Origin of the sequence: Salinispora fenicalii (genome assembly GCF_000514815.1) — a bacterium.
Lineage (GTDB): Bacteria > Actinomycetota > Actinomycetes > Mycobacteriales > Micromonosporaceae > Micromonospora > Micromonospora fenicalii.
In genome coordinates this window covers 240,068-261,951 of sequence record NZ_AZWQ01000009.1, presented here as the reverse complement: position 1 = coordinate 261,951, position 21,884 = coordinate 240,068, and the positions used below count along the sequence as shown (strand labels likewise).

Here is a 21,884-nt window from a genome sequence, read left to right as displayed (position 1 = left end):
ATGCCAGGAACTCGAAAGCGGCTGGAGATCTCGCAGTACGCCCAGGCGCCGTCGCGCCTACAGACCAGGCAGCACCCCCTCCTCGATGTCAGCGAATTCGTCTTCGCTCTCGGCGAGGTAGCTCTCCCAGGCGACCCGGTCCCAAATCTCCACCCGGGTGTGCGCGCCGATCACCACCAGATCTCGGTCGAGTGCGGCGTACTCCCGCAGGTGACCCGGGATTGTCACCCGCCCCTGTTTGTCAGGGACCTCGTCGTGCGCGCTGGCGAAGAAGACCCGGCTGTAGGCCCGGGCCGCCTTGTGCGTCATCGGCTGCGCGCGTAACTGATCCGCGATGCGCTGGAACTCCGGCGTCGGGAAGACGTAGAGGCAACGCTCCTGCCCTTTGGTAATCACGACACCCCCCGCCAGCTCGTCCCGGAACTTCGCCGGAAGAATCAGCCGGCCCTTGTCGTCCAGGCGTGGAGTGTGGGTGCCGAGAAACACGGCCCAAACCCCCTCGCCCTTCAAGCGGCTTCGCGGCGCCGCTGACCCCCGGGCCGGTGGGCCCTCCCGGCCGCACCATCGGGCCCCACTCTACTCCACTTCCCTCCACCCGCAACCAGAATCGCCCGCGTGGCGCGGCTCCCGCCCCGCCAAAACCGCACGTCAAAGCGGGTGGAGCGGAGTGGAGGGCGCCGGCGGCCGGGGAACCGTCCACTGTCCGACATAGATCGGACCCACTCCCCACGCCCGATCCACTCGGCTGCCCCGGGCAACGAGCCGAAGCGTTCACCGCCAGCAGCGATCTGGGGAGCCCCCGGGTGGAGTAACCTCGCTCGCGTGACGGACGCGAGAATGCCCCTACGGGCGAAGGTGGCCAGCTCTGTGTCGCGGACCGCCGCGGCCCTGTCGCGGGCCGCGGGCCGCGGGGACGGCTCGGTCATCGGTGGTTGGATCGGCCTCAAAATCGACCCGGAGCTCCTCGCGCACCTCGCCGCAGGCCGCGCCATCGCCCTGATCTCCGGCACGAACGGCAAAACCACGACCACCCGACTCGCCACCGCCGCGGTCGGCGTGCTCGGCAAGGTCGCCACCAATTCGTTCGGCGCGAACATGCCCACCGGGCACACCTCGGCGCTCGCCAAGGCCGGCAGCACCCCGTACGCGGTGCTCGAGGTGGACGAGCACTACCTCGCGCAGGTACTGGACGCCACCGATGCCCACGTGGTGGCGCTCCTCAACCTCTCCCGCGACCAGCTGGACCGGGCCCGGGAGGTCGCCATGATGGCGCAGCTCTGGCGCGCGGCGCTGATCCGCCACCCGGAGCTGCGGGTCATCGCCAACGCCGACGACCCGATGGTGGTCTGGGCCGCCAGCCCGCCGACCAATCACGACCAGCGCATCACCCCACCCCAGGTCGTCTGGTTCAGCGCCGGCCAACGCTGGCACGACGACTCCTGGGTCTGCCCCGAGTGCGGCTCGACCATCGCCCGGCAGGACAACCAGTGGTGGTGCACCGGCTGCCCGCTACGCCGGCCGCAGCCGCAGTGGTCCGTCGAGGACGACGGCGTGATCGACCCGACCGGCGCCTGGCACAAGGTCCAGCTCCAACTCCCGGGGACAGTCAATCTCGGTAACGCCGCCACCGCCCTCGCCGTCGCGGCCGAATTCGGCGTACGGCCGGTTGACGCCGTACTCCAGCTCGGCTCAGTCACCTCGATCGCCGGCCGGTACGCACAGGTCGAGCGAGACGGACGGCTGATCCGCCTGCTGCTGGCGAAGAACCCGGCCAGCTGGCTGGAGGCGTTCGACATGGCCGACGAGGCGCCGACACTGCTGTCCATCAACGCCCGCGATCCGGACGGGCTGGACACCTCTTGGCTCTTTGACGTCGACTTCAGCCCCCTGCGGGGTCGGCAGGTGCTCATCACCGGCGACCGAGCGTTCGACCTGGCCGTCCGACTCGACGTGAACAACGTGCCGTTCCAGCACGTACGCACCTTCACCGAGGCGATCCAGTCGGTCCCGCCAGGCCGACTGGAGGTCATCGCGAACTACACCGCGTTCCAGGACATCCGAGCGGAGTTGGACCGTGTTCTCTGACAGCCTGCGCATCGTCTGGGTCTACCCGGATCTGCTCTCCACCTACGGTGACCGGGGCAACGCACTCATCCTGGCCAGCCGCGCCCAGCGGCGCGGCTACCCGGTCGAGGTGCTGGAGGTCCGGTCCGACCAACCGCTGCCCGCCACCGCCGATCTCTATCTGGTCGGCGGCGGTGAAGACGGTCCCCAGGCGCTCGGGGCGCAGCGGCTCATCGCCGACGGGGGCCTGCACCGCGCCGTCGCGCGGGGCTCGGTGGTCTTCGGCGTCTGCGCCGGCTACCAGCTCCTCGGCACCTCATTCTTCGCCAAGGGCACCAAGTACGCCGGGCTGGAGCTGCTGGACCTCTCCTCGGACCGGGGTCCTACCCGCGCCATCGGCGAACTGGCCGGCAACATCGACCCACGACTGGGGCTGCCGCCCCTGTCCGGTTTCGAGAACCACGGTGGGCGTACCCACCTTGGCCCAGGTGTGTCACCGCTGGCCCAGGTGACCGCTGGGATCGGTAACGACACCCGGACCGAAGGGGCCTGGCGGGGCAAGCTGCTCGGCACCTACTCGCACGGACCAGCCCTGGCTCGTAATCCGGCCCTGGCCGACCTGCTGCTGCGCTGGGCGGTCGGCGTCAACCAGCTCCCCCCGCTGGACGACACCTGGTCGGACCTGCTCCGCGCCGAACGCCACGCCGCAGCGGCCGCCGCCCGGTCGTGAACCACGACGGCCGCCGCGACACCACCCCCCGCGGCGGCCACCACGATCCGGGCACCCCCCACCGCTGGCAGCCCGCCGCGGTTCAGCCCCGCTGGTGGCGGCGGGCGGACTCGGCGGCCGGCCGGTTCGGTCTGCTAATTCTCCTGCTCGCCGGGTTTGGGGTGGCGCTGCTCGTGGTTCCCCGCCCGGACCCGACCGGCCTACCCCAGCTCGCCGACCAGTTGGGCGGATACGCCCCGGTCACGGCGGTCGGTGGCGGAGCGCTCCTGCTCGTTGCGCTGGTTCCCCGCACCTTCATCACCCTGGCCGCCGGTGCCGTCTTCGGCGCCGTGGAAGGGGCCGCGTACGCACTCGGCGCGGCGCTGCTGGCAGCCGCCATCGGCTTCACGGTCGGTCGGCTCCTCGGTCGGGAGTTCGTCGCCGACCGGATCCGCGGTCGTCTCGCCCGGCTGGACGGCTGGTTCACCCGGCAGAACGTGCTCGGTGTCGTTACCGTACGACTGCTGCCGATCGCCGGCTTCGGCCTGGTCAGCTACGGCTACGGCACCACCGGGGCGCGGGTGGTGCCATTCCTCGTCGGCAGCGTCGTCGCCTCCGCGCCGACCGCCTTCGGATACGCCGCCGTCGGCGCCGCGGTTACCTCGCCCGGTGGGGTCAACTGGTTCGCCGCCGCACCGGCCGGGCTCGGTCTGATCGCCAGCGCGGTGCTCATCCACCGCTGGTGGCGCGCCGAGCGGGCCAGTGGGGCACGCAGACCAGGACGGGCTCGTAACCGACGCTGACCAGGCGCACCCGGGTCGCCCCGGCAACCGGGGAAGCAGCCGCAGTCGCCCCGGCAACCGGGCAAACCCCCCGGTAACCGGACTAGCAGCCGCGCGGCGGGTGCCCGGGGCCGCCCCACATCGACCATGGAGTTGCGGTGGGGGCCGAACACCCCGGACCGGCATCTACCGGGTACCACAACTCCATGATCGGTGGTGACAGCCGCCGAACGGACCTCAGGCCACGACGGAGACCATTCGGCCGGAAACCACGATGACCTTGCGGGGGTCCTTGCCGCCCAGCGCGGCGGCGACCGCCTCCAGCGCCGCCGCCCGGACGGTCTCCTCCGCCGCGTCGGCCGGTACCTCGATCCGACCCCGCACCTTGCCGTTGACCTGCACCGGGTACGTCACCGACTCGGCCACCAGCAGAGCCGGGTCCGCGACCGGGAAGTCGGCGTAGGTCAACGAGGTCTCGTGGCCCAGCCGGCGCCACAGCTCCTCGGCGACGTGCGGAGCGAACGGCGCCAGCATCAGCACCAGTGGTTCGGCCACCTCGCGTGGCGTCTGCGGCAGTCGGGTCACCGCGTTGGTCAGCTCAATCAGCTTCGCGATCGTGGTGTTGAACCGCATCGCGTCCATATCGCCCCGGACCCCGTCCACGATCCGGTGCAGCAGTCGACGGGTCGCCTCGTCGGCCGGGGCGTCCACCACCCGGGACGCGCCGCTGCGCTCGTCCACAATCGCCCGCCAAACCCGCTGCAGGAACCGGAACGATCCCACCACAGCCCGCGTCTCCCAGGGGCGGGAGACCTCCAGCGGACCCATCGACATCTCGTACACCCGGAACGTGTCCGCCCCGTACGCAGCGCACATCTCGTCCGGTGTCACCACGTTCCGCAGGGACTTGCCCATCTTGCCGTACTCGCGGTTGACCTGGACATCACCCAGGTAGTAGGCGCCGGAACGCTCGACCACCTCCTCCGCCGGCACGTACGCGCCACGCGCATCGGTGTACGCATACGCCTGGATGTAGCCCTGGTTGAACAGCTTGCGGAACGGCTCGAAGCTCGACACATGCCCCAGGTCGTACAGCACCTTGTGCCAGAACCGGGCGTAGAGCAGGTGCAGTACGGCATGCTCGGCGCCGCCGACGTACAGATCGGTGCCCCCGCAGTCCCCTTCGCCGCGCGGGCCCATCCAGTACCGCTCGGCCTCCGGGTCGACGAAGCGGTCGGCGTTGGTCGGATCCAGGTAGCGCAGCTCGTACCAGCAGGAGCCGGCCCACTGCGGCATCACGTTGGTCTCCCGGGTGTAACGCTTCGGACCATCGCCCAGGTCCAGCTCCACCTCGACCCAGTCCCGCCGTCGCGACAGCGGCGTCTCCGGGTTCGACTCCGCGTCCGCGGGATCGAAGGTGCGGGGCGAGAAGTCATCCACCTCGGGCAGCTCGACCGGCAGCAGCTCCTCCGGCAGGGCGATGGCGGCGCCAGTCTCGTCGTACACGATCGGGAACGGCTCGCCCCAGTACCGCTGCCGGCTGAACAGCCAGTCCCGTAGCCGGTAGGTCACCGCGCCCGAGCCGTGGCCCTTCGCCTCCAGCCAGGCGATGGTCCGAGCCTTGGCCTCGGCGACGCCCAAGCCGTTCAGGTCCAGGCCGCGCTCGGGGGCGGCGCTGTTGATGGCCGGACCGTCCCCGGTGTACGCCGTACCGGCAAAGCCCTCGGCCGGCTGGACAGTACGGACGATGGGCAGGTCGAACACCTCGGCGAAGGCCCAGTCCCGCTCGTCCTGACCGGGCACCGCCATGATCGCGCCAGTGCCGTAGCCGGCCAGCACGTAGTCAGCGATGAAGATCGGAATCTGGGCCCCGGTGACCGGGTTGGTGGCGTACGCCCCGATGAAGACGCCGGTCTTCTCCTTCGACTCGGCCTGCCGCTCAAGGTCGGTCTTCGCCGCAGCCACCTTGCGGTAGCCCGCCACCGCCGCCCGCGGGTTGGCCTGCCCGCCGGTCCAGGCCTGGGGAACCCCGGCCGGCCAGGCCGTCGGTACCAGGGCGTCCACCAGGTCATGCTCGGGCGCCAGTACCAGGTAGGTGGCGCCGAAGATCGTGTCCGGTCGGGTGGTGAAGACACTGATCCGCCGCTCATCCCCCGAATCCGAGACCGAGGTGGGGAACTCGATATGCGCGCCGATGGAGCGGCCGATCCAGTTCCGCTGCATCAGCTTGATCGGCTCGGGCCAGTCCAGCTTCTCCAGGTCATCCAGGAGCCGGTCACCGTACGCGGTGATCCGCATCATCCACTGCTTCAGGTTCCGCTTGAAGACCGGGAAGTTCCCCCGCTCGGAGCGGCCGTCGGCGGTGACCTCCTCGTTGGCCAGCACGGTGCCCAGCCCCGGGCACCAGTTGACCGGTGCCTGCGAGACGTACGCCAGCCGGTGTTGGTCGACGACGGCCCGCCGCTCGGCGTCGGTCAGCTCACCCCACGGTCGCCCGTCCGGGGTGCGCCGGGAGCCGCCGGAGAACTCCGCGATCAGCTCGGCGATCGGGCGGGCCCGCTTCGCCTCGCTGTCATACCAGGCGTTGTAGATCTGCAGGAAGACCCATTGGGTCCAGCGGTAGAAGTCGGCGTCGATGGTGGCCACCGAGCGGCGCTCGTCGTGGGCCAGCCCCAGCCGGCGCAGCTGCGCCTTGTATCGGGCGATGTTCGCCTCGGTGGTGGTACGCGGGTGGGTGCCGGTCTGCACCGCGTACTGCTCAGCGGGGAGTCCGAAGGCGTCGAAGCCCATCGCGTGCAGCACGTTCCGCCCGGCCATCCGCTGGTAGCGGGCGAAGCAGTCGGTACCGATGTAGCCCAGCGGGTGGCCGACATGCAGCCCGGCACCCGACGGGTACGGGAACATGTCCAGTACGTACAGCTTCTCGGCTCCCGCCCGCGGATGCTCGGAGTCGGCCAGCGGGCCGGTCGGGTTGGGGGCGTGGAAGGTGCCCTCGCGTTCCCAAGTGTCCTGCCAACGGCGCTCGATCTCGTCGGCCAGAGCCGCCGTGTAGCGGAAGGGGGGAATCTCGCTGGCCGGTGCGGCTGCCTCAGTCATGGCTCTCCTCGCTTCAGTCGGCGCGGATGGTCTCGTGCGGTGTCGGTCGATGCTCGCCACCCGCCGGCGGGACCGGGCCGGCGACGGGCACAAAAAAGCCCCTCGCACAGGAGGGGCCGCCGTGCTGTCGCGCGTTCAGCGCATCAGCACGGCCCGGTAAGAAGCAGGAAGACTCCGGCCATGCCCCGGAGTGTACCCCGCCGACATTCGGGAGCGCGCCCGCGGCCACCCGGGCCGGTCATCTCCCGGGCCGGCCATCTCCCGGGCCCGCCCTCCCCGGGCCGAGTGGCTCCGACCGTGCCGGTGCTCTTCCTGGTCATCTCCCGGCCGGTCATCCCCGGCCCGCCTGCCGGCGTGCCGCTGGGGCCCGCCCACCGAGTTCGTCATAGCGCGTGCTGTCGGCCAGCGGACTACCCGCCCGGTAGGCAGCACGGGCCAGGGCGTAGCCGCCGACCGGCGCCGAGACGAGTTGCAACCCGATGGCGACCAGGCCCACCAGCACCGTTCGGAGGCCGGGTAGCAACAGCAACACCGCCAGCAGGACGCAGATCAGGCCCAGGCTGCCGGACTTCGCGACGGCGTTCATCCGGTTGTAGACATCGGGCAGTCGGATCAGCCCGAGGGAGCTGATTACGATCAGGCCAACGCCGATGACCAGCAGCGCGGAGGCGACCAGCATTCGAATCATGGCCGCCGCCGATGTACCAGGCGGGCCAACGCGACCGTGGCCAAGAAGCTGACCAGGGTGCCGGTAAGGACCAGGTCCAGCAGTCCGGGCTCCTCCAACCGAACCGCCAACACCGCCACCGCCGCCAGGAACACGAAGAAGCCGTGGTCGAGCGCGGCGGCACGGTCGGCGTCCGTGGGGCCGACGATCAGCCGGCCGAGCACCACGATCATCGACAGGGCAAGCACCACCAGCACCACGTCGAGCAGGAGCATCCGTCACCCACCTCCCTCACTACCGGCCCGGTCGCCGTCGACCGGTCGGGCGGCAGCCAACAGCCGCCCCTCCAGTTCCGCCACGGCACAGCGAAACGCCGTCGCGTCGGCGGCATACATGCCGTGCACCCACATCACCCGCGGGTCCCGCCGCACCGCCAGCGCGAGGGTCCCCGGGGTCAGGGTGACGAAGAGCGTGAGCAGAGCCACCTCGGTGTCGGTCTGGGCCCGCAGTGGAACCCGAACCACCGCGGGCTGCAGCCCCAAGCCCGGAGTGACAATCTCCCGGGCCACTACCAGGTTCGCCTGCAGCAGCCGCCCCGCGAACCAGATCAGGAACCCCGCGATCCGCGCCGCCCGCACCGCGGCCCGCCGCACCACGCCGCTCATCGCCCGCTCACCGCCCGCACATACCCGGCCGGCTCCAGCAGCCCCGCCGCGGCGGCGTCGGCCACCTGCAACAACGGCCCACCCAACGGCCCGAGCAGCAGCGCGCACCCGCCGAGCGCCAACGGCGGTCCGAGCAGCGCCACGCCGGGGCGAGCCGTTCGCTCCCGGGCCGCTCGCGGCACCTCACCCCAGAACGCGACACCCCAGATCTTCAGCATCGACAACAACGTCACCAGGCTGACCAACACCGCCACCGTCAGCACGAGCCAGTCACCGACCTCGTTGGCGGCCCGCAGCACCAGAAACTTGGCGAGGAACCCGCCGAACGGGGGCAGACCGGCCAGGGACAGGGCGGCGACGCCGAAGGCCAACGCGAGCAGCGGGCTGGACGAGGCCAGCCCGCCCAGCCGGCTCAACCGGTCAGTGCCGCGAGTGGCCCGCACCACCGCCGCGCACAGGAACAGCGCCGCCTTCACCAGCACGTACTGGGCCAGGTAGAAGACGGCGGCGGCGAGACTCGCGGCGGTGAACAGGGCCAGCCCAAGCAGCACGTACCCGATCTGGCTCACCATGTGGAAGGCCAACACCTTCCGCATCGAACCGACGCCGATCGCGCCGAGCACCCCGATCACCATGGAGGCCAGCGCCACCGCCACCAGCAACGGGTGGTACGCCGGGTCACCGCCGTACAACACGGCGTAGATCCGAATGATCGCGTACAGCCCCACCTTGGTGAGCAGACCGGAGAAGAGCGCGACAACCACCGGTGATGCGACCGGGTAGGCGCGGGGCAGCCAGTCGTGCAGCGGCACGAGTGCGCCCTTGAGCGCAAACGCCAGCAGCACAACACCACCGGCGACCGCGGCGGCGGGGACTTCCCGGGCCACACCGGCGAGATCCGCGAGCCCGACCGTGCCGGTGACCCCGTAGACCAGTCCGACGCCGGCGAGCAGGATCGTGGAGCCGAGCAGGCTGGTGGCGATGTACACCCGGCCCGCGCCGGCACGCCCCGCGCCACCGGAGAGCGCCAGCAGCACGTAGGACGGGACGAGCATGACCTCGACCAGCACGAACAGGTTGAACAAATCGGTGGTGAGGTAGGCACCGTACGCACCCGCCGACAGCACCATCGTCAACGGCAGGAAGGCCCGGCGGCGGTCATCCCTGGTCCCGGCGGCGGCTACCAGGCAGGCCAGCACCACGGCCGCCGAGACCGTGACCAGCAACGCGCTCAGCGGGTCGGCCGCCAAGGTGATCGCGACAACCGGCGGCCAGCCGCCGACCCGGAGCACCGGTACCCCTCCGTCGTAGGTCGCCACCAGCAGGACCACACCCACCGCGGTGACGGCCGCCGTAGCAAGCAGCGCCACTATCCGGCGCAGCATCAGCCGGTCGGGGAGAGCGAGCAGCACGGCGGCGGCGAGTAGCGGACCCACCACCGGAACAATCAACAGGACGCTCACCGCGGCCCCCCGTCCCACGTCTCCGGTGGTCGACTCCCCCGCCGGGCGGCGCGGCGCAGCAGCCGCAGCAGGTAGACGGTGATGCCGAAGGTGATCACAATGGCGGTCAGGATGAAGGCCTGGGGCAACGGGTCGGCGCTCTCCGGACCCCCGCCGTCGACCGGCGGCTCCCGCCGATGCAGCCCGCCGGCGGCCAGCAGGAGCACATTCACCGCGTGCCCGAGCAGCACGAAGCCGAGCACCAGCCGCAGCTGCCCAGGGCGGAGTAGGAGAAACACGCCGGCCGCCACCAGCACTCCGACGATCAGCGGCCCGCTCATCGGACCCGCTCCCGAACCGGACCGGGCGCAGGGCCCGCGGGCGCGCTGTCCAATCGGCGGACCGCCGCCACCACCAGAGCCAGCACCATCAGGTACACACCGAGGTCGAACAGGAGAGCCGACGACACCGAACCGACACCGGGCAGGGGGAGTTTGATCGGGGTCAGGAAGGCCCGGCCCACCGCCAGCGGCGCCACGCCCGCGACCAACGCCAGTAGCAGGCCGACGGTGAGCAGCGGTGTTCCCCGGAGGCGGCCCAGCAGCGGCGCTCCCGCGGGGTGCGCCAGGTGGCCGAGCCCGACCGCGGTGCCGGCGAGCAGAGCGGCGATGAACCCGCCCCCGAGCTGCTGGTGGCCGCGAAGGAACAACACCGCGGAGACGGCGATCATGACCGGAGCCAGTACGCGGTACGCCAGCTCAAGCACCGGATCGACGGCGTGCCGTACGGCGCCAAGACGGTGCCGTACGGCTTCGGCCGGCCGGGCGAGCCCGATCAACCCCACCGCGACCACCGCGAGTACGACCGCCTCACCGAGGGTGTCCAGGGCCCGAAAGTCGACGAGGATGGTGTTGACCAGGTTCTGCCCACCGGTGGCCGAGGAGCCCTCCTGCAGGTACCAGTCGCCGGCGGGTGACAGGTCGCGGCGGCCGGTCAACGCCGCCGTCGCCGCGGTCGCCACCACCCCGGCGAGCACCGCCAGCCCGATGCCGGCGACGATCCCCACCCGACGGCCCGGCGCGACCAACCGGCCGGGACGGCCCCGCAGGGCGAGCATGACCACCACCGTGGTGAGCACCTCGACCAGCATCAGGGTGAGCGCCACGTCCGGTGCCCCCGTGGTGAGAAACCAGATTGCCAGAATCAGGCCGACCGCGCCGGTCAGCACGACCGCCGCGAGCGCCGAACGGGTGGTGACCAGGCCGGCGAGGGCGACCAGTAGCAGCCCGAGCACGAGCCAGTCCCCCGGCCGGGTGGCATCCGGGTGTCTGGTGGGTAGCGGGCCGAGAAGCAGCGCGGCGACCGCCGCCAGCGCCACCACGGCGAGCAGCGGCCGGACCAAGTAGGGAGCTGGCGCCGTGATCTGGGCGGGTCGGGCCACGACTGCCCCGAAGCGCACCAGCGCGCGCCGCCACCGCTCGAGATATCCGGTGAACGGCGACGTGGTCGGTATCGCCGCGAGCATCGGATCGGTCCGGCGCCGGTACCAGAACAGCAGCGTCCCGAGCAGGACGGTGAGCGCGGAGAGCCCGAGCGCCGGGGTAAAGCCATGCCAAAAGGCCAGGTAGGGCGCCGGCCCCTGGGGCCGGGCATCGCTGGCGGCCCGCTCCACCATCGGGCTGAGGAGGGCGACGGCCGGGCCGAGAGCGGTGGCAAGGACCGCCGCGACGGCCGCCGGAGCCAGGAACGACCAGGCTGGTTCGTACAGCTCACGCTGCCGGGTCGGGCCGGAGAGGAGGCCGTAGACCAGCCGCGCCGCGTACGCGAAGGTGAGTGTCGCGGCGAGCACCGCGAGGCCGGCGGCGATCCACCCGAGCCAGGGCACCTCGTCCACCGTGACGAGCGCCTCGAAGATCGCCTCCTTGCCGACAAAGCCGATCGTCGGCGGCAGACCGGCCAGCGACATGGCTGCCAACACGGTTAGCGTCACAGTGATCGGCATCGCCCGCCATAGCCCGGACAGGGCCCGGATGTCCCGACTGCCTGCCTGCCGGTCGATGATTCCCACCAGCATGAACAGCGTCGCCTTGAACAGGGCGTGCGCGATCGTGTACAGGATCGCCGCCGCGTCCGAGGCGGGCGTGCCGACGCCGATGACACTGACCAGCAGGCCGAGCTGGCTCACCGTGGAGTACGCGAGCAACGCCTTGAGATCGTGCTGGCGGAGCGCCAACAGCGCGCCGACGATCGCGGTGAGCAGCCCGAGGCCGATCAGGGTGAGGTCCCACGGCCACTGCCCGCCGAACAGCGCCGAGAAGCGCATCAGCAGATAGATGCCCGCCTTCACCAGCGTGGCGGCGTGCAGGTAGGCGCTTACCGGGGTGAGGGCGACCATGGCGCCGGGCAGCCAGAAGTGGAACGGCACCTGCGCCGACTTCGTGATGGCCGCGAAGATCACCAGGGCACCCGCCGCCCAGGCGGGTCCGGTCGCCAGCCGGCCCGGATCGGCCAAGATCAGATGGAGGTCGCTGGTGCCGAGGCTCGCGGTGAGCACGACCACCGCCACCAGCAGCGCCACGCCACCGGTGGTGGTGAGGACGAGAGCCTGGATCGCCGGCCCGCGGGCCTGCGAGCGACCGTCCTGGCCGATGAGGACGAACGACAGGATGCTGGAGAGCTCCCAGAAGACGAACAGCAGCAGCAGATCGTCGGCGAGCACCAGACCCAACATCGCCCCGGCGAACAGGGTCATCGTCACGTACACCCGGGTGTGCCGGCTGTCCGGGCTCAGGTAGCGCGGACAGTAGGCCATGACGAACGCGCCCACTCCCAGCACCAGCAGGGCGAAGATGAGACTGAGTGCGTCCATCCGCAGCTCCGCGGAGACCCCCAGCGACGGCAGCCACGGCCAGGAGAGGATGACCGCCTGGTCGGCGAGGAGCAGCGGACGCTGGGAGAAGAGCAGACCCGCCCCGGCCAGGTATCCGACGGCGAGCACGTAGCCGGCGTTCCGCCCCAACCACCAGGTCAGCACCGGCGCAACAGCGGCGAGGAGGAACTGTCCGCCGAGGGCGGCAGCGAGAATCATGCCGGCCCGCAGCAACCGGGCCGGCGTCGCCTACGAGCACCCGGCACCGCCACGGCTGCCATCGCCTTCTCCCTACTCCACCGACCGCGTCGGGGCTGCGGACTACCCGGCCGGCACCCTTCGACACCTCCCCCAACGGACAAATATTCCGGACGTATGCCGTGGAACACCTGGGGCGGTCGGCTGCGGTGACAAACATCGCTAGCCTGTCAGGCAAGTGAGATTTCTGCGGCAGACGAGGCTTGCGCGTGACCACGCGAACCAACGGCGGGTCCAGACGCTCCGAACGGAGCTGCCGTCGAGGCGATAAGGAGGACGTCCGTGACACAACAGACCCGGGACGAAGCGGGCGGTCTGCTGCCACACGATGAGTTCCGCGCCGCCGGCGACGCCATCGTGGCGAACATCGAACAGGTCATCGAGGGCAAGACCGCCACCGTGCAGCTCGCCCTCGCCGTTCTGCTCGCCGAGGGCCACCTGCTCATTGAGGACGTCCCCGGGGTCGGCAAGACCAAGCTGGCCAAGGCACTGGCGCGCTCGATCGACTGCTCAGTACGCCGCATCCAGTTCACCCCCGACCTGCTACCCAGCGACGTCACCGGCGTCAGCGTCTACAACCAGGAGACGCATGACTTCGAGTTCCGCCCCGGCGCTGTCTTCGCCAACCTGGTGGTCGGTGACGAGATCAACCGGGCCTCGCCGAAGACCCAGTCAGCGCTGTTGGAGTGCATGGAGGAGCGGCAGGTCACCGTAGACGGCATCACCTACCCGCTGCAGACGCCGTTCATGGTGGTCGCTACCCAGAACCCGATCGAGATGGAGGGCACCTACCCGCTGCCGGAGGCCCAGCGCGACCGCTTCACCGCCCGGATCGCGATGGGGTACCCGGACTCCGGGGCCGAGTTGGCGATGCTCGACGGGCATGGTGCCAGCGACCCGCTGGAGTCGCTGCGGCCGGTCTCCGACGCCAGCACCGTGAGCCGACTCATCACCCACGTCCGGCAGATTCACGTCGCCGACGTCGTCAAGCAGTACGCGGTGGATCTGGTCACCGCCACCCGAGAGGCTCCCGACCTCCGCCTCGGCGCGTCGCCCCGAGCGACCCTGCAGTTGCTGCGCACCGCCCGCGCGGTCGCTGCGCTCGAGGGGCGCGACTACGTCCTCCCCGACGATCTGCAGGTACTGGCCGTACCGGTGCTGGCGCACCGAATCATCCCGACCGCCGACGCCCAGATGGCCCGACGCACCACCGACACGATCGTCTCCGATCTGGTGCACCGGCTGCCGCTGCCGCAGGAGCGCCGGCGTACGTCGTACGACACCCGGCCCGCCGCCAACAGCAGCCGCGCCCCGTACGAGCCGCGGAGGGCGTGAGGTGCGCGACGGGCTACGCGGGCTCACCACCCGGGGCCGGTCGTTCCTCGCCGCGGCGGCCGCGGCGGGGATCTCGGCCACGCTCCTCGGTGAGCGGGATCTGCTCCGAGTGGCGGTGCTGCTCGCGGTCCTGCCGCTACTGGCAGCGCTCTACGTCGGCCGCAGCCGGTACAAGCTGGCCTGCAATCGTTCGCTGGAGCCAGAGCGCGTACCCGCCGGCTCCAATTCCCGCGTGGTGCTGCGCCTACAGAACCTGTCCCGCCTGCCCACCGGCATGCTTCTGCTGGAAGATCGACTGCCGTACGCACTGGGCAGTCGGCCCCGGGTCGTGTTGGACCGGCTCGGCGCGCAGCAGGCCAGCTCGGTGACGTACACCGTGCGGGCCGACATACGCGGCCGATACAAGATCGGCCCACTGGTGGTCCGGATAGCCGACCCATTCGGTCTATGCGAGGTGGTCCGGGCCTTCCCCAGCATCGACCAGTTGACGGTGGTCCCGCAGGCCGTACCCCTGCCCACGGTCCGGCTTCCCAGCGAGTACGCGGGTGGCGACAGCCGAGCCCGGTCGGTCGCAGTGCACGGCGAGGACGATGCGGCGACCCGGGAGTACCGGTTGGGCGACGACCTACGGCGAGTGCACTGGAAGTCAACCGCGCACACCGGTGAGCTGATGGTCCGCCGCGAGGAGCAGCCCTGGGAGAGCCGCGCCACCGTGCTACTGGACACCCGGGCGTACGGGCACTGCGGTGACGGGCCGACGGCCAGCTTCGAATGGGCGGTCTCCGCCGCCGCGAGTATCGCCGTGCACCTGCGGCAGAACGGCTACCGGCTACGGCTGCTCGCCGGCTCCGGTACGGACCTCGACGCGACGGAGGCGACCGGCCACGAGTTCCTCTTGGACAACCTCGCCGACGCGCGCCTCGACCAGCGAACCGAGATCGCTACGCTGGTCCGGGAGGTTCGGCATCACGTCGCCGGCGGTCTGATCGTCGGCCTGTTCGGGACACTCAGCACCGTTGAAGCCGAACTACTGGCCGCGCTGCGCGGCAACGGCACCACCTGCGTGGCGTTTCTACAGAACAGCTCCACCTGGCTCACCCTGCCGGCCGATACCCGGGCCGAGGCCGAGGATGCACACGCCGCCGCCGCGCTCGCGTTGGTACGAAGTGGCTGGCGAGTGATCGGCGTAGAGCACGGCTCCCGGTTGCCGGCCCTGTGGCCGCAGGCCGGCCGGGGCTCGCAGGGCTTCGCTGTCCGGGCCGCATCGGCCGAGACCGTGGCGAGCAGACGATGAACCGGAGGCCGCGCACATGATCTCCCACCGGAACCTGGGTCTGGTCGCTGCCGCCGCGACGCTGCTCGCCGCGGCGCCGTTGTCGGCCATCTTCGACCGCTGGACCTGGCTGGTCCAATCGACCATCGCGGTCGCGGTGGTGGCCGCGGTGGCCGCCCTGGCCCGGCTGGGGCGGGCTCCGCTGTGGGGGCAGCTGCTGGCCATGCTCGGTGGCCTGTTGCTCGCCCTAACGTGGCTGTTCCCCTCCGGCGCCGAGTTGCTGGGCATGCTGCCGACCCCGGCCACCATCGGGCACTTCGGGGCGCTGGCGGAGGCGTCGCTGGTAGACATCAGCACCTACCGCGTGAAGGTGCCCGACACCGACCCGATGCTGTTCCTCACCGTACTCGGCATCGGCAGCGTCGCTGTGCTGGTTGACCTGATGGCGGTCGGGCTGCGCCGACCCGCGCTCGCCGGCCTGCCGATGCTGGCCATCTACTCGGTCCCGGTGGCCATCTACGTGGAGAGCGTCCCGCCGGTGCCGTTCATCATCGGCGCGGCCGGCTACCTGTGGCTGTTGGCCGCCGACAACGTCGACCGGGTGCGCCGGTTCGGCCGGCGATTCACCGGCGACGGCCGGGGAGTGGACGGGTGGGAGGCCTCCCCGCTTGCCGCCACCGGGCGTCGGCTCGCGGCGGTCGGGGTCGCGGTCGCGGTCCTGCTTCCGCTGGCGGCGCCGGGGATGGCTGGCGGCCTACTCGACACGCTCGGCCCGGGCACCGGGGAGGGCAGCGGAGCGGGCCGGGGGGCAACCGGCCAGGTCAACCTCTTCTCGGCCCTCCGCGGCCAGCTCAACCAGAGCGAGACCACCGACCTGGCGAAGGTGACCACCAATGACCCGTCCCCCTCCTATCTACGGTTCGGCACGGCCGACCAGTTGCGAAGCGATGGCTTCCGGCCGCGGTCTCCCCGGGGTCCATCGGTCAACCGGGAGTTCAGCCCGACCGTGCCGGACCGGGAGGGAATCACCCGCGCCCGCTACCAGGCAACGGTCGAGGTGACGGAGAGTTTCAACATGCCGCTGCTGCCGGTGTACGCCGATCTGGCGCAGATCAAGCTGAACGGCAGATGGTCCTTCGACACGAGCCAACAGGTCCTCTTCTCCAACCAGGAGCGTTCGTCGGGCAAGCGCTACGAGTTCGAGTACGTACGGTCGACCTACTCCCCGACGGCGCTACGGCAGGCCCGCCCGCTCCCGGCCGAGCACAGCCTCAACTGGCATACGCTCACGCCGAAGGTGCCCGCGGTGGATGCGTTGGTGGACGAGCTCACCCAGGGCCAGCGCACCGAGTACGACAAGGTGCGTGCCATCTATGACCACTTCTCCACGGAGAACGGGTTCAGCTACGCCCTCAGCACCGAGGGGGGCACCAGCGGTGCGGAGATCGTCGACTTCCTCACCAATAAAGTCGGGTTCTGTCAGCAGTACGCCGCCGCGATGGCGTGGTTGGTTCGGGCCGCCGGCATTCCGGCACGGGTCGCCTTCGGGTTCACCACCGGCAACAAAACCGACGGTGGAGCCTATGTGGTGACCAACCGCAACCTGCATACCTGGACCGAGGTCTACTTCGACGGGTTCGGCTGGGTACCGTTTGACGCCACGCCCGCCTACGGCGTGCCGGGGGCCGTCCGGTCCGACTGGGCCCCCGATCTGGAGGTGAAGGAGGAAGAGGCCGCCCCGGGGCCGAGCGCGACAGCGGGGCCAGCCGGGTCGGACTCCGGGACGAATCAGAACCAGCTGGAAGAAGGGCTGGAGGAGGAGCTGTCTGGGCAGCCGAGTGGCACCGACGCCCCCACCAATCCCGGATCGTCCTGGCTCTGGTGGTCGATCGGGGCTCTGGCCCTGCTCCTGTTGCTCACTGCCCCGGCGCTACAGCGGTCCGCCCTGCGCCGACGGCGCAGGGGCAGCCGGATGCCGTCGACCGGGCGGGCCGGGGTGGCCACGGGCGGGGTGCCTTCGGGTAACCATCGTATGGTGGTGCTGGCCGACACGGACCGGGCACGGGCCGACGCGCACACGGCCTGGGACGAACTGCTGGACACGTTGGTGGATTTCCGGCAACGGATCGACGGGGCGGAAACGCCGCGCGCCACCGCCAGCCGGCTCGCCCGAGACACCTTCCATGCGGACAGCGAGGCCGCGTCGGCGGTACGGCTACTGGGCCGGGCCGAAGAACTCGCCCGCTACGCCCAGGATCCGCACCCCGGGGAGCCGCTGCTGCCGGCCCTGCGCCGGGTCCGGGCCGCGCTCGTCGCGGGATCCAACCGGCGCACGCGCCTGCTGGCGAAAGCCCTGCCCCCATCGATGCTGCTGCGGTGGCGGGGTGCCGTCGCAGACGCCTCGGCCCGCCTGGTGTCGTCCTACGGCCGATTCCGGGCCGCGACCCTACGCTGGAGCCCACGGCGGCTACTCGCCGACCGCCGTTCCCATTGACCCACACCCGCCCCAACCGGTCGTCGCCGGTTGGGGCGGGACGGTCAAGGGCTCAACGGCGCCCCTCCGGGCGCTGCCGCCACCGATCCTCCATCCGGTCCAGAATTGACGGTCTACGCCCCGACCGCCCACGGGACCGGCGGCGCGTCGTCGTCCCACCTACGACATGCAGGTCGGGGGACTGTGACCGCCGGTGCGACTGCGCCCCGAAGCCCAACGCGGCCAACATGACGACGAAACCCGCCACCGCCAGTGGCGGGGTCTTGATCACCGCGCCATACACCAGCAGGGACAGGCCGACGACGACCACGCCGGCAGCGATGAGCAGACGACGCCGCGCATGGAAACGCGGGTCGCTGGCGCGCACGGCCGAGGCGAACTTGGGGTCCTCGGCAAGCGACCGCTCGATTTGATCGAACAGCCGCTGCTCGTGCTCCGAGAGCGGCACGGCACTCCTCCCCGGTCATGTTGGTCGGCCCGGGCGGCCGACAGACCGTGGCAGCCAACCAGCTGCTTACCCGCAAGTCTACGAGGGCCCTCGCGCGTCGGAAAGCGGGACGACCTATGGCCGGCGCTGATTTTCCCTCAGGTGCTGGTCACGGGCGTGCAACAGGCTGGCTGGACCGATGACGGACCGCCCGAACCGGGCGGTGGCGGCGTCAATGGCGCGTTCGGCTTCCCGCCATCCCCGCGCGGGCTCACCGAGGACGAGTTGCCGAGGTGCATCCCGGACGGGCATGATCTGCTCGGCCCGGATGCCGACCAGCCGGATCGGCTCTTCGGGGTCGAGGAGGGTGTAAAGCGCCCAGGCAGTGTCGAACATCTCCCGACCGACATCGGTCGGGAAGTCGAGGCTGCGGGAGCGGCTGATGGTACGGAAGTCGGCCAGCCGCACCTTCAACGCCACCGTCCGCCCCACCTGGCCGGAGGCGCGCAGCCGGGCACCGACCTTCTCGGCGAGCCCGAGCAGAGCCCGACGGATTTCCCGCCGATCGGTCACGTCGACGTCGAACGTCACCTCCGCACCGACCGACTTCTCCCCCCGCTCCGGGGTCACCCGCCGCGGGTCCCGTCCCCACGCCAGCTCGTGCAGATGCCGAGCCGCGGCGGTACCGAGCGCCCGACGGAGCATCCCGTCCGGCGCCTGCGCCAGCTCGCCGACGGTGACCAGGCCGAGCCGGCGCAGCGTCTCAGCCGACCGCTCCCCAACCCCCCAGAGCGCCTCCACCGGCAGCGGATGCAGAAAATCAAGCACCCGCGCGGTCGGCACCACCAGCAGCCCGTCCGGTTTGGCCCGCGTCGAGCCAAGCTTCGCAACGAACTTGCTCGGCGCCACCCCGACCGAGCAGGTGAGCCCCACCTCGGTCGCCACCCGCTCGCGGATCAGCCGGGCGATCGCCGACGGCGGGCCGAACAGCCGCTGGGCACCGGCCACGTCGAGGAAGGCCTCGTCCAAGGAGAGGGGCTCGACCAACGGGGTGACATCCCGAAAGATCTGCATAACCCTGCGCGAGGCGGTCGTGTAGGCGGTGAAATCGGGCGGCAGGAAGACCGCGTGTGGGCAGAGTGCCCGGGCCCGCGCGGTCGGCATCGCGCTGCGGACGCCGTACCGTCGGGCTGGGTAGCTCGCCGAGCTGACCACGCCCCGCGGCCCGATCCCGCCGACCACGACCGGCCGCCCGCGCAGCTCGGGCCGGCGGTGCACCTCGACAGCGGCGAAGAACGCATCCATGTCAACGTGCAGCACTCGACATCCGGAGTCGTCGGCGTCCGGCCCGAAACGCGGGTCGCCGCCGCGCGGCAACGACTGGCTGCGGCCCATACCCGGAAGGCTATTGCGGGTGTCCCCGCCCCAGCCAGCGGCGCGGCAACAAACCCGCAGCTCAGGCCCGGACCACCAGCAGTGGGATCGTCATCTCCGCCGCGGTGTCCGAACCGTGGTACGCCACCAACCGACTCGCCATCGGCGGCTCGGAACGAGTGGCCAACACGGCGTAGCTGCCGTTGCAGAGCACCACCACGTCCCCGATCCGGCCCAGGTGCTCCTCGGGCACCGGGCCGAACCAGCCAGCCGCCACCAGCTCGGCCCGGGTGGTGACCCGAGCGGCAGCGCCGAGCACGGCCGACCAGGTGGCCACCACGTCGTCCTGGGCGCCGGGCCGCACGTGTAGGTAGCGGACGCGGGGCTCGCCGGCCACCACCGTCACGCCGGCGCGCAGGCGCGGGTCGGTGTCCAGGTCGAACCGGTGCTCGGCGGGAATGTCGAGCTGACCGTGATCGGCGGTGACCAGCAACGCCGCGTCCGACGGCAGCCCTGCCACGAGACGAGCCAGCAGCCGGTCAACATCGGCCGCGGCGGCACGCCAGGGCGCCGAATCGACCCCGCTGAGATGGCCAAGCCGATCGAGGTCCGGATGGTAGCCAGAGACCAGAGTGGGCCCGGCGCCGACCGTCAGCGCGGCCAGCATCTCCCGGCCCAGTTCATCAACGCCCGCCGCACCCCGGTAGTCGCCGCCCCGATTAGCCGCCAGGGTGAGGCCGCTCCCGCCGAACTCGGGCCGGCTCACCACGGTCACCTGGACCCCGGCAGCCCGGGCCCGTTCCAGCTGGGTGGGGACGGGCTGCCAGCGCAACGGCTCCGGGTCACCAGCCCAATCGATGTGGTTGAGCACTCGGTCGGTGCCGGGGACTCGCAGGGTGAACCCGAGCACGCCGTGCGCGCCCGGGGCAGTGCCCGTGCCCAGGGTCACCAGACTGGTCGGAGTGGTGGACGGAAAGCCGGAGGTGAGCGGCCGACCGACGGTTGCGGCCAGTCCAGCCAGAGTCGGTGCGTACGGCGTGGCGGTGGGAATCTGATGCCAGCCAAGCCCATCCACCAACAGCACGGCGATCCGGCGCACACCGTCGAGCATGGCGGTCAGGCCGAGCACGTCGGTCGCGCCGGGCACTCCCAGCGCCGCGAGCGCGGCGGGCAGGATGTCAGCGAGGCTCGCCGCGCCGTACTGGGGGGCGAGGATCCCAAACGGGTCGCTCGCACCGGAGTCAGCCGCGGCGGGCGAACCGGCACCGGCCCACGTTGGCGAGGTGCCGGGCAGGCGGGGTTGCTCCGGCGGGCTGGTCATGCCTGCCGACGGGCGAACAGGTGCAACTGGGCGGCGAGGTCCCGCCAGGGCGGTTGAGCGGCGAGCGCCAACTCCAGCTCCAGCAGGGCAGCGGGCTGACCATCGGCGACCGCGGCGGGCAGCAGGTCGGTGAGGACGCGTACGCCGTGGATCTCCTCGACCTCCAGACCCGCGGCCGTGAGCAGCGCGGCCGCCTCCTCGGCGGCGAAGCGCCGCCGCAGAGTGTCCCGGGGACCGGCGGCTCCGGAGGAGTCGGCGGCGAGGAGCGCGGCGACATCCAACTGGCCAGTCATGGCCCGACCGAGCACGGCGGCGGCCCGCCCGGCGACCAGCGCGCTCGCGGCACCACCAGTGCGCAGCGCGCCGGCCAGTGCGGCGACCACCGCCGCCGGGTCGTCAACCACCTCCAGGACGGCGTGGCAGAGCACTAGGTCCACGCTGGCCGGCTCCACGAGCCCGGCGAGCGCGTCACCGTCGCCCTGCACCGCGCGCACCCGGTCGGCAACCCCGGCGTCCATAGCGCGACGGGTCAGCGCGGCGAGGGCGTCGGGGTTGGCGTCCACCACGGTCACCCGGTGCCCGGCCTGGGCGAGCGGGACCGCAAAGCCGCCGGTGCCCCCACCCACGTCGAGTACGGTCAGGTCGGTGCCGGCACGGCGGTCAAGCTCGGCGCGCAGCACCGACCAGATGACAGCGGTACGCGGGGTCAACGGCGGGCCAGCGAGCCGCCCTCGGGTCTGCTCCACCTCGACCAGCCTAGTCACCACGTCCAGTCCCGTCCGGAACGGCTGGCCGGTCCGGACTCGCCGCGGGTCAGGACTCGGGGCCGGTCAGGATTCGCCGCCGGTCAGGACTCGCCGCCGGCGACGGCTTCCTCCTCGTGCCGCGAACGCACCGAATTCGCCACCGGCCCCTCGGTGATCTCGTACTCCCGGGCCTCGGCGTGATGGGTAGGCACCCATCCGGCGCCGAGCCGGGTCCGGCTCGTGTTGGCCACCCCACCGTTGTAGGCGCGATCCCCCATCATCGGTTCATCCCCTCGTACCGCGCGGGCCACGTTGCCAGCGCGGGCAGGATTCTCCTGCCACCCAAAACGAAAAACCGTAAC

At 71.2% G+C, this 21,884-nt stretch carries 19 protein-coding genes; 6 read left to right on the top strand and 13 right to left on the bottom strand.

Features of this window, described 5'->3' with window-relative positions; all coding sequences use genetic code 11:
- Positions 1-57 precede the first annotated feature (57 nt).
- Entirely contained in the window at positions 58-486 is a 429-nt protein-coding gene (mraZ, locus tag B116_RS0102735; RefSeq protein WP_018721518.1) for a division/cell wall cluster transcriptional repressor MraZ, read from the bottom strand.
- Between the two features lie 351 nt (positions 487-837).
- On the opposite strand from mraZ, the gene B116_RS0102730 reads away from it, so the two are divergent.
- From B116_RS0102730 to B116_RS0102720, 3 genes are read left to right on the top strand one after another with little or no spacing between them, the layout of a single operon-like run.
- On the top strand, positions 838-2,085 hold the full coding sequence (locus tag B116_RS0102730) for a MurT ligase domain-containing protein (protein WP_018721517.1): 1,248 nt from the start codon (positions 838-840) through the stop codon (positions 2,083-2,085).
- A complete protein-coding gene (locus B116_RS0102725; protein WP_018721516.1) occupies positions 2,075-2,794 on the top strand; it encodes a type 1 glutamine amidotransferase in 720 nt (239 codons plus the stop codon). Before B116_RS0102730 ends, B116_RS0102725 begins: the two co-directional genes overlap by 11 nt.
- Positions 2,791-3,576: a TVP38/TMEM64 family protein gene (locus tag B116_RS0102720; protein ID WP_027659150.1), complete on the top strand. Its 786-nt coding sequence runs from the start codon at positions 2,791-2,793 to the stop codon at positions 3,574-3,576. Before B116_RS0102725 ends, B116_RS0102720 begins: the two co-directional genes overlap by 4 nt.
- A 216-nt stretch (positions 3,577-3,792) precedes the next feature.
- Here B116_RS0102720 and leuS read toward each other — a convergent pair whose 3' ends face one another.
- The 7 genes from leuS to mbhE form a co-directional block, all read right to left on the bottom strand.
- On the bottom strand, positions 3,793-6,651 hold the full coding sequence (gene leuS, locus B116_RS0102715) for a leucine--tRNA ligase (RefSeq protein WP_027659149.1): 2,859 nt from the start codon (positions 6,649-6,651) through the stop codon (positions 3,793-3,795).
- A gap of 331 nt (positions 6,652-6,982) precedes the next feature.
- Positions 6,983-7,339 carry a monovalent cation/H(+) antiporter subunit G gene (gene mnhG, locus B116_RS0102710; RefSeq protein ID WP_020608254.1) on the bottom strand — a complete coding sequence of 119 codons (357 nt, stop codon included), beginning with the start codon at positions 7,337-7,339 and terminating at the stop codon, positions 6,983-6,985.
- The gene (locus B116_RS0102705; protein WP_018721512.1) at positions 7,336-7,593 is read right to left on the bottom strand and encodes a monovalent cation/H+ antiporter complex subunit F; all 258 of its coding nucleotides are present in this window, start codon (positions 7,591-7,593) and stop codon (positions 7,336-7,338) included. Before B116_RS0102705 ends, mnhG begins: the two co-directional genes overlap by 4 nt.
- A 3-nt stretch (positions 7,594-7,596) precedes the next feature.
- Positions 7,597-7,983, bottom strand: a complete 387-nt coding sequence (locus tag B116_RS0102700; RefSeq protein ID WP_026321575.1) for a Na+/H+ antiporter subunit E — start codon at positions 7,981-7,983, stop codon at positions 7,597-7,599.
- On the bottom strand, positions 7,980-9,464 hold the full coding sequence (locus B116_RS0102695; RefSeq protein ID WP_027659148.1) for a monovalent cation/H+ antiporter subunit D family protein: 1,485 nt from the start codon (positions 9,462-9,464) through the stop codon (positions 7,980-7,982). The genes B116_RS0102700 and B116_RS0102695 overlap by 4 nt, the downstream gene beginning before the upstream one ends.
- Entirely contained in the window at positions 9,443-9,766 is a 324-nt protein-coding gene (locus B116_RS0102690) for a sodium:proton antiporter (protein ID WP_012014441.1), read from the bottom strand. The genes B116_RS0102695 and B116_RS0102690 overlap by 22 nt, the downstream gene beginning before the upstream one ends.
- Positions 9,763-12,513: a hydrogen gas-evolving membrane-bound hydrogenase subunit E gene (mbhE, locus tag B116_RS0102685; RefSeq protein WP_027659147.1), complete on the bottom strand. Its 2,751-nt coding sequence runs from the start codon at positions 12,511-12,513 to the stop codon at positions 9,763-9,765. Before mbhE ends, B116_RS0102690 begins: the two co-directional genes overlap by 4 nt.
- A 321-nt stretch (positions 12,514-12,834) precedes the next feature.
- On the opposite strand from mbhE, the gene B116_RS0102680 reads away from it, so the two are divergent.
- The 3 genes from B116_RS0102680 to B116_RS0102670 are packed head-to-tail and all read left to right on the top strand — an operon-like array spanning position 12,835 to position 17,654.
- Entirely contained in the window at positions 12,835-13,887 is a 1,053-nt protein-coding gene (locus tag B116_RS0102680) for an AAA family ATPase (RefSeq protein WP_027659146.1), read from the top strand.
- A gap of 1 nt (position 13,888) precedes the next feature.
- On the top strand, positions 13,889-15,181 hold the full coding sequence (locus B116_RS0102675; RefSeq protein ID WP_018721507.1) for a DUF58 domain-containing protein: 1,293 nt from the start codon (positions 13,889-13,891) through the stop codon (positions 15,179-15,181).
- 16 nt (positions 15,182-15,197) lie between these two features.
- Complete coding sequence (locus tag B116_RS0102670; RefSeq protein ID WP_027659145.1) at positions 15,198-17,654, top strand: transglutaminase family protein; 2,457 nt, start codon at positions 15,198-15,200, stop codon at positions 17,652-17,654.
- A 52-nt stretch (positions 17,655-17,706) separates the two neighbouring features.
- On the opposite strand, the gene B116_RS0102665 is transcribed toward B116_RS0102670, so the two are convergent.
- The 5 genes from B116_RS0102665 to B116_RS0102645 all read right to left on the bottom strand — a co-directional run bounded on the left by B116_RS0102665 (position 17,707) and on the right by B116_RS0102645 (position 21,803).
- Entirely contained in the window at positions 17,707-18,102 is a 396-nt protein-coding gene (locus B116_RS0102665) for a DUF3040 domain-containing protein (protein ID WP_018223247.1), read from the bottom strand.
- Between the two features lie 114 nt (positions 18,103-18,216).
- Positions 18,217-19,476 carry a DNA polymerase IV gene (locus tag B116_RS0102660; RefSeq protein WP_027659144.1) on the bottom strand — a complete coding sequence of 420 codons (1,260 nt, stop codon included), beginning with the start codon at positions 19,474-19,476 and terminating at the stop codon, positions 18,217-18,219.
- A 61-nt stretch (positions 19,477-19,537) separates the two neighbouring features.
- Positions 19,538-20,776: an alkaline phosphatase family protein gene (locus B116_RS0102655; RefSeq protein WP_027659143.1), complete on the bottom strand. Its 1,239-nt coding sequence runs from the start codon at positions 20,774-20,776 to the stop codon at positions 19,538-19,540.
- Positions 20,773-21,543, bottom strand: coding sequence for a class I SAM-dependent methyltransferase (locus tag B116_RS0102650; protein ID WP_033667247.1), 771 nt, complete (start codon positions 21,541-21,543; stop codon positions 20,773-20,775). Before B116_RS0102650 ends, B116_RS0102655 begins: the two co-directional genes overlap by 4 nt.
- A gap of 80 nt (positions 21,544-21,623) precedes the next feature.
- A complete protein-coding gene (locus tag B116_RS0102645) occupies positions 21,624-21,803 on the bottom strand; it encodes a hypothetical protein (RefSeq protein WP_027659141.1) in 180 nt (59 codons plus the stop codon).
- Positions 21,804-21,884: the final 81 nt, after the last annotated feature.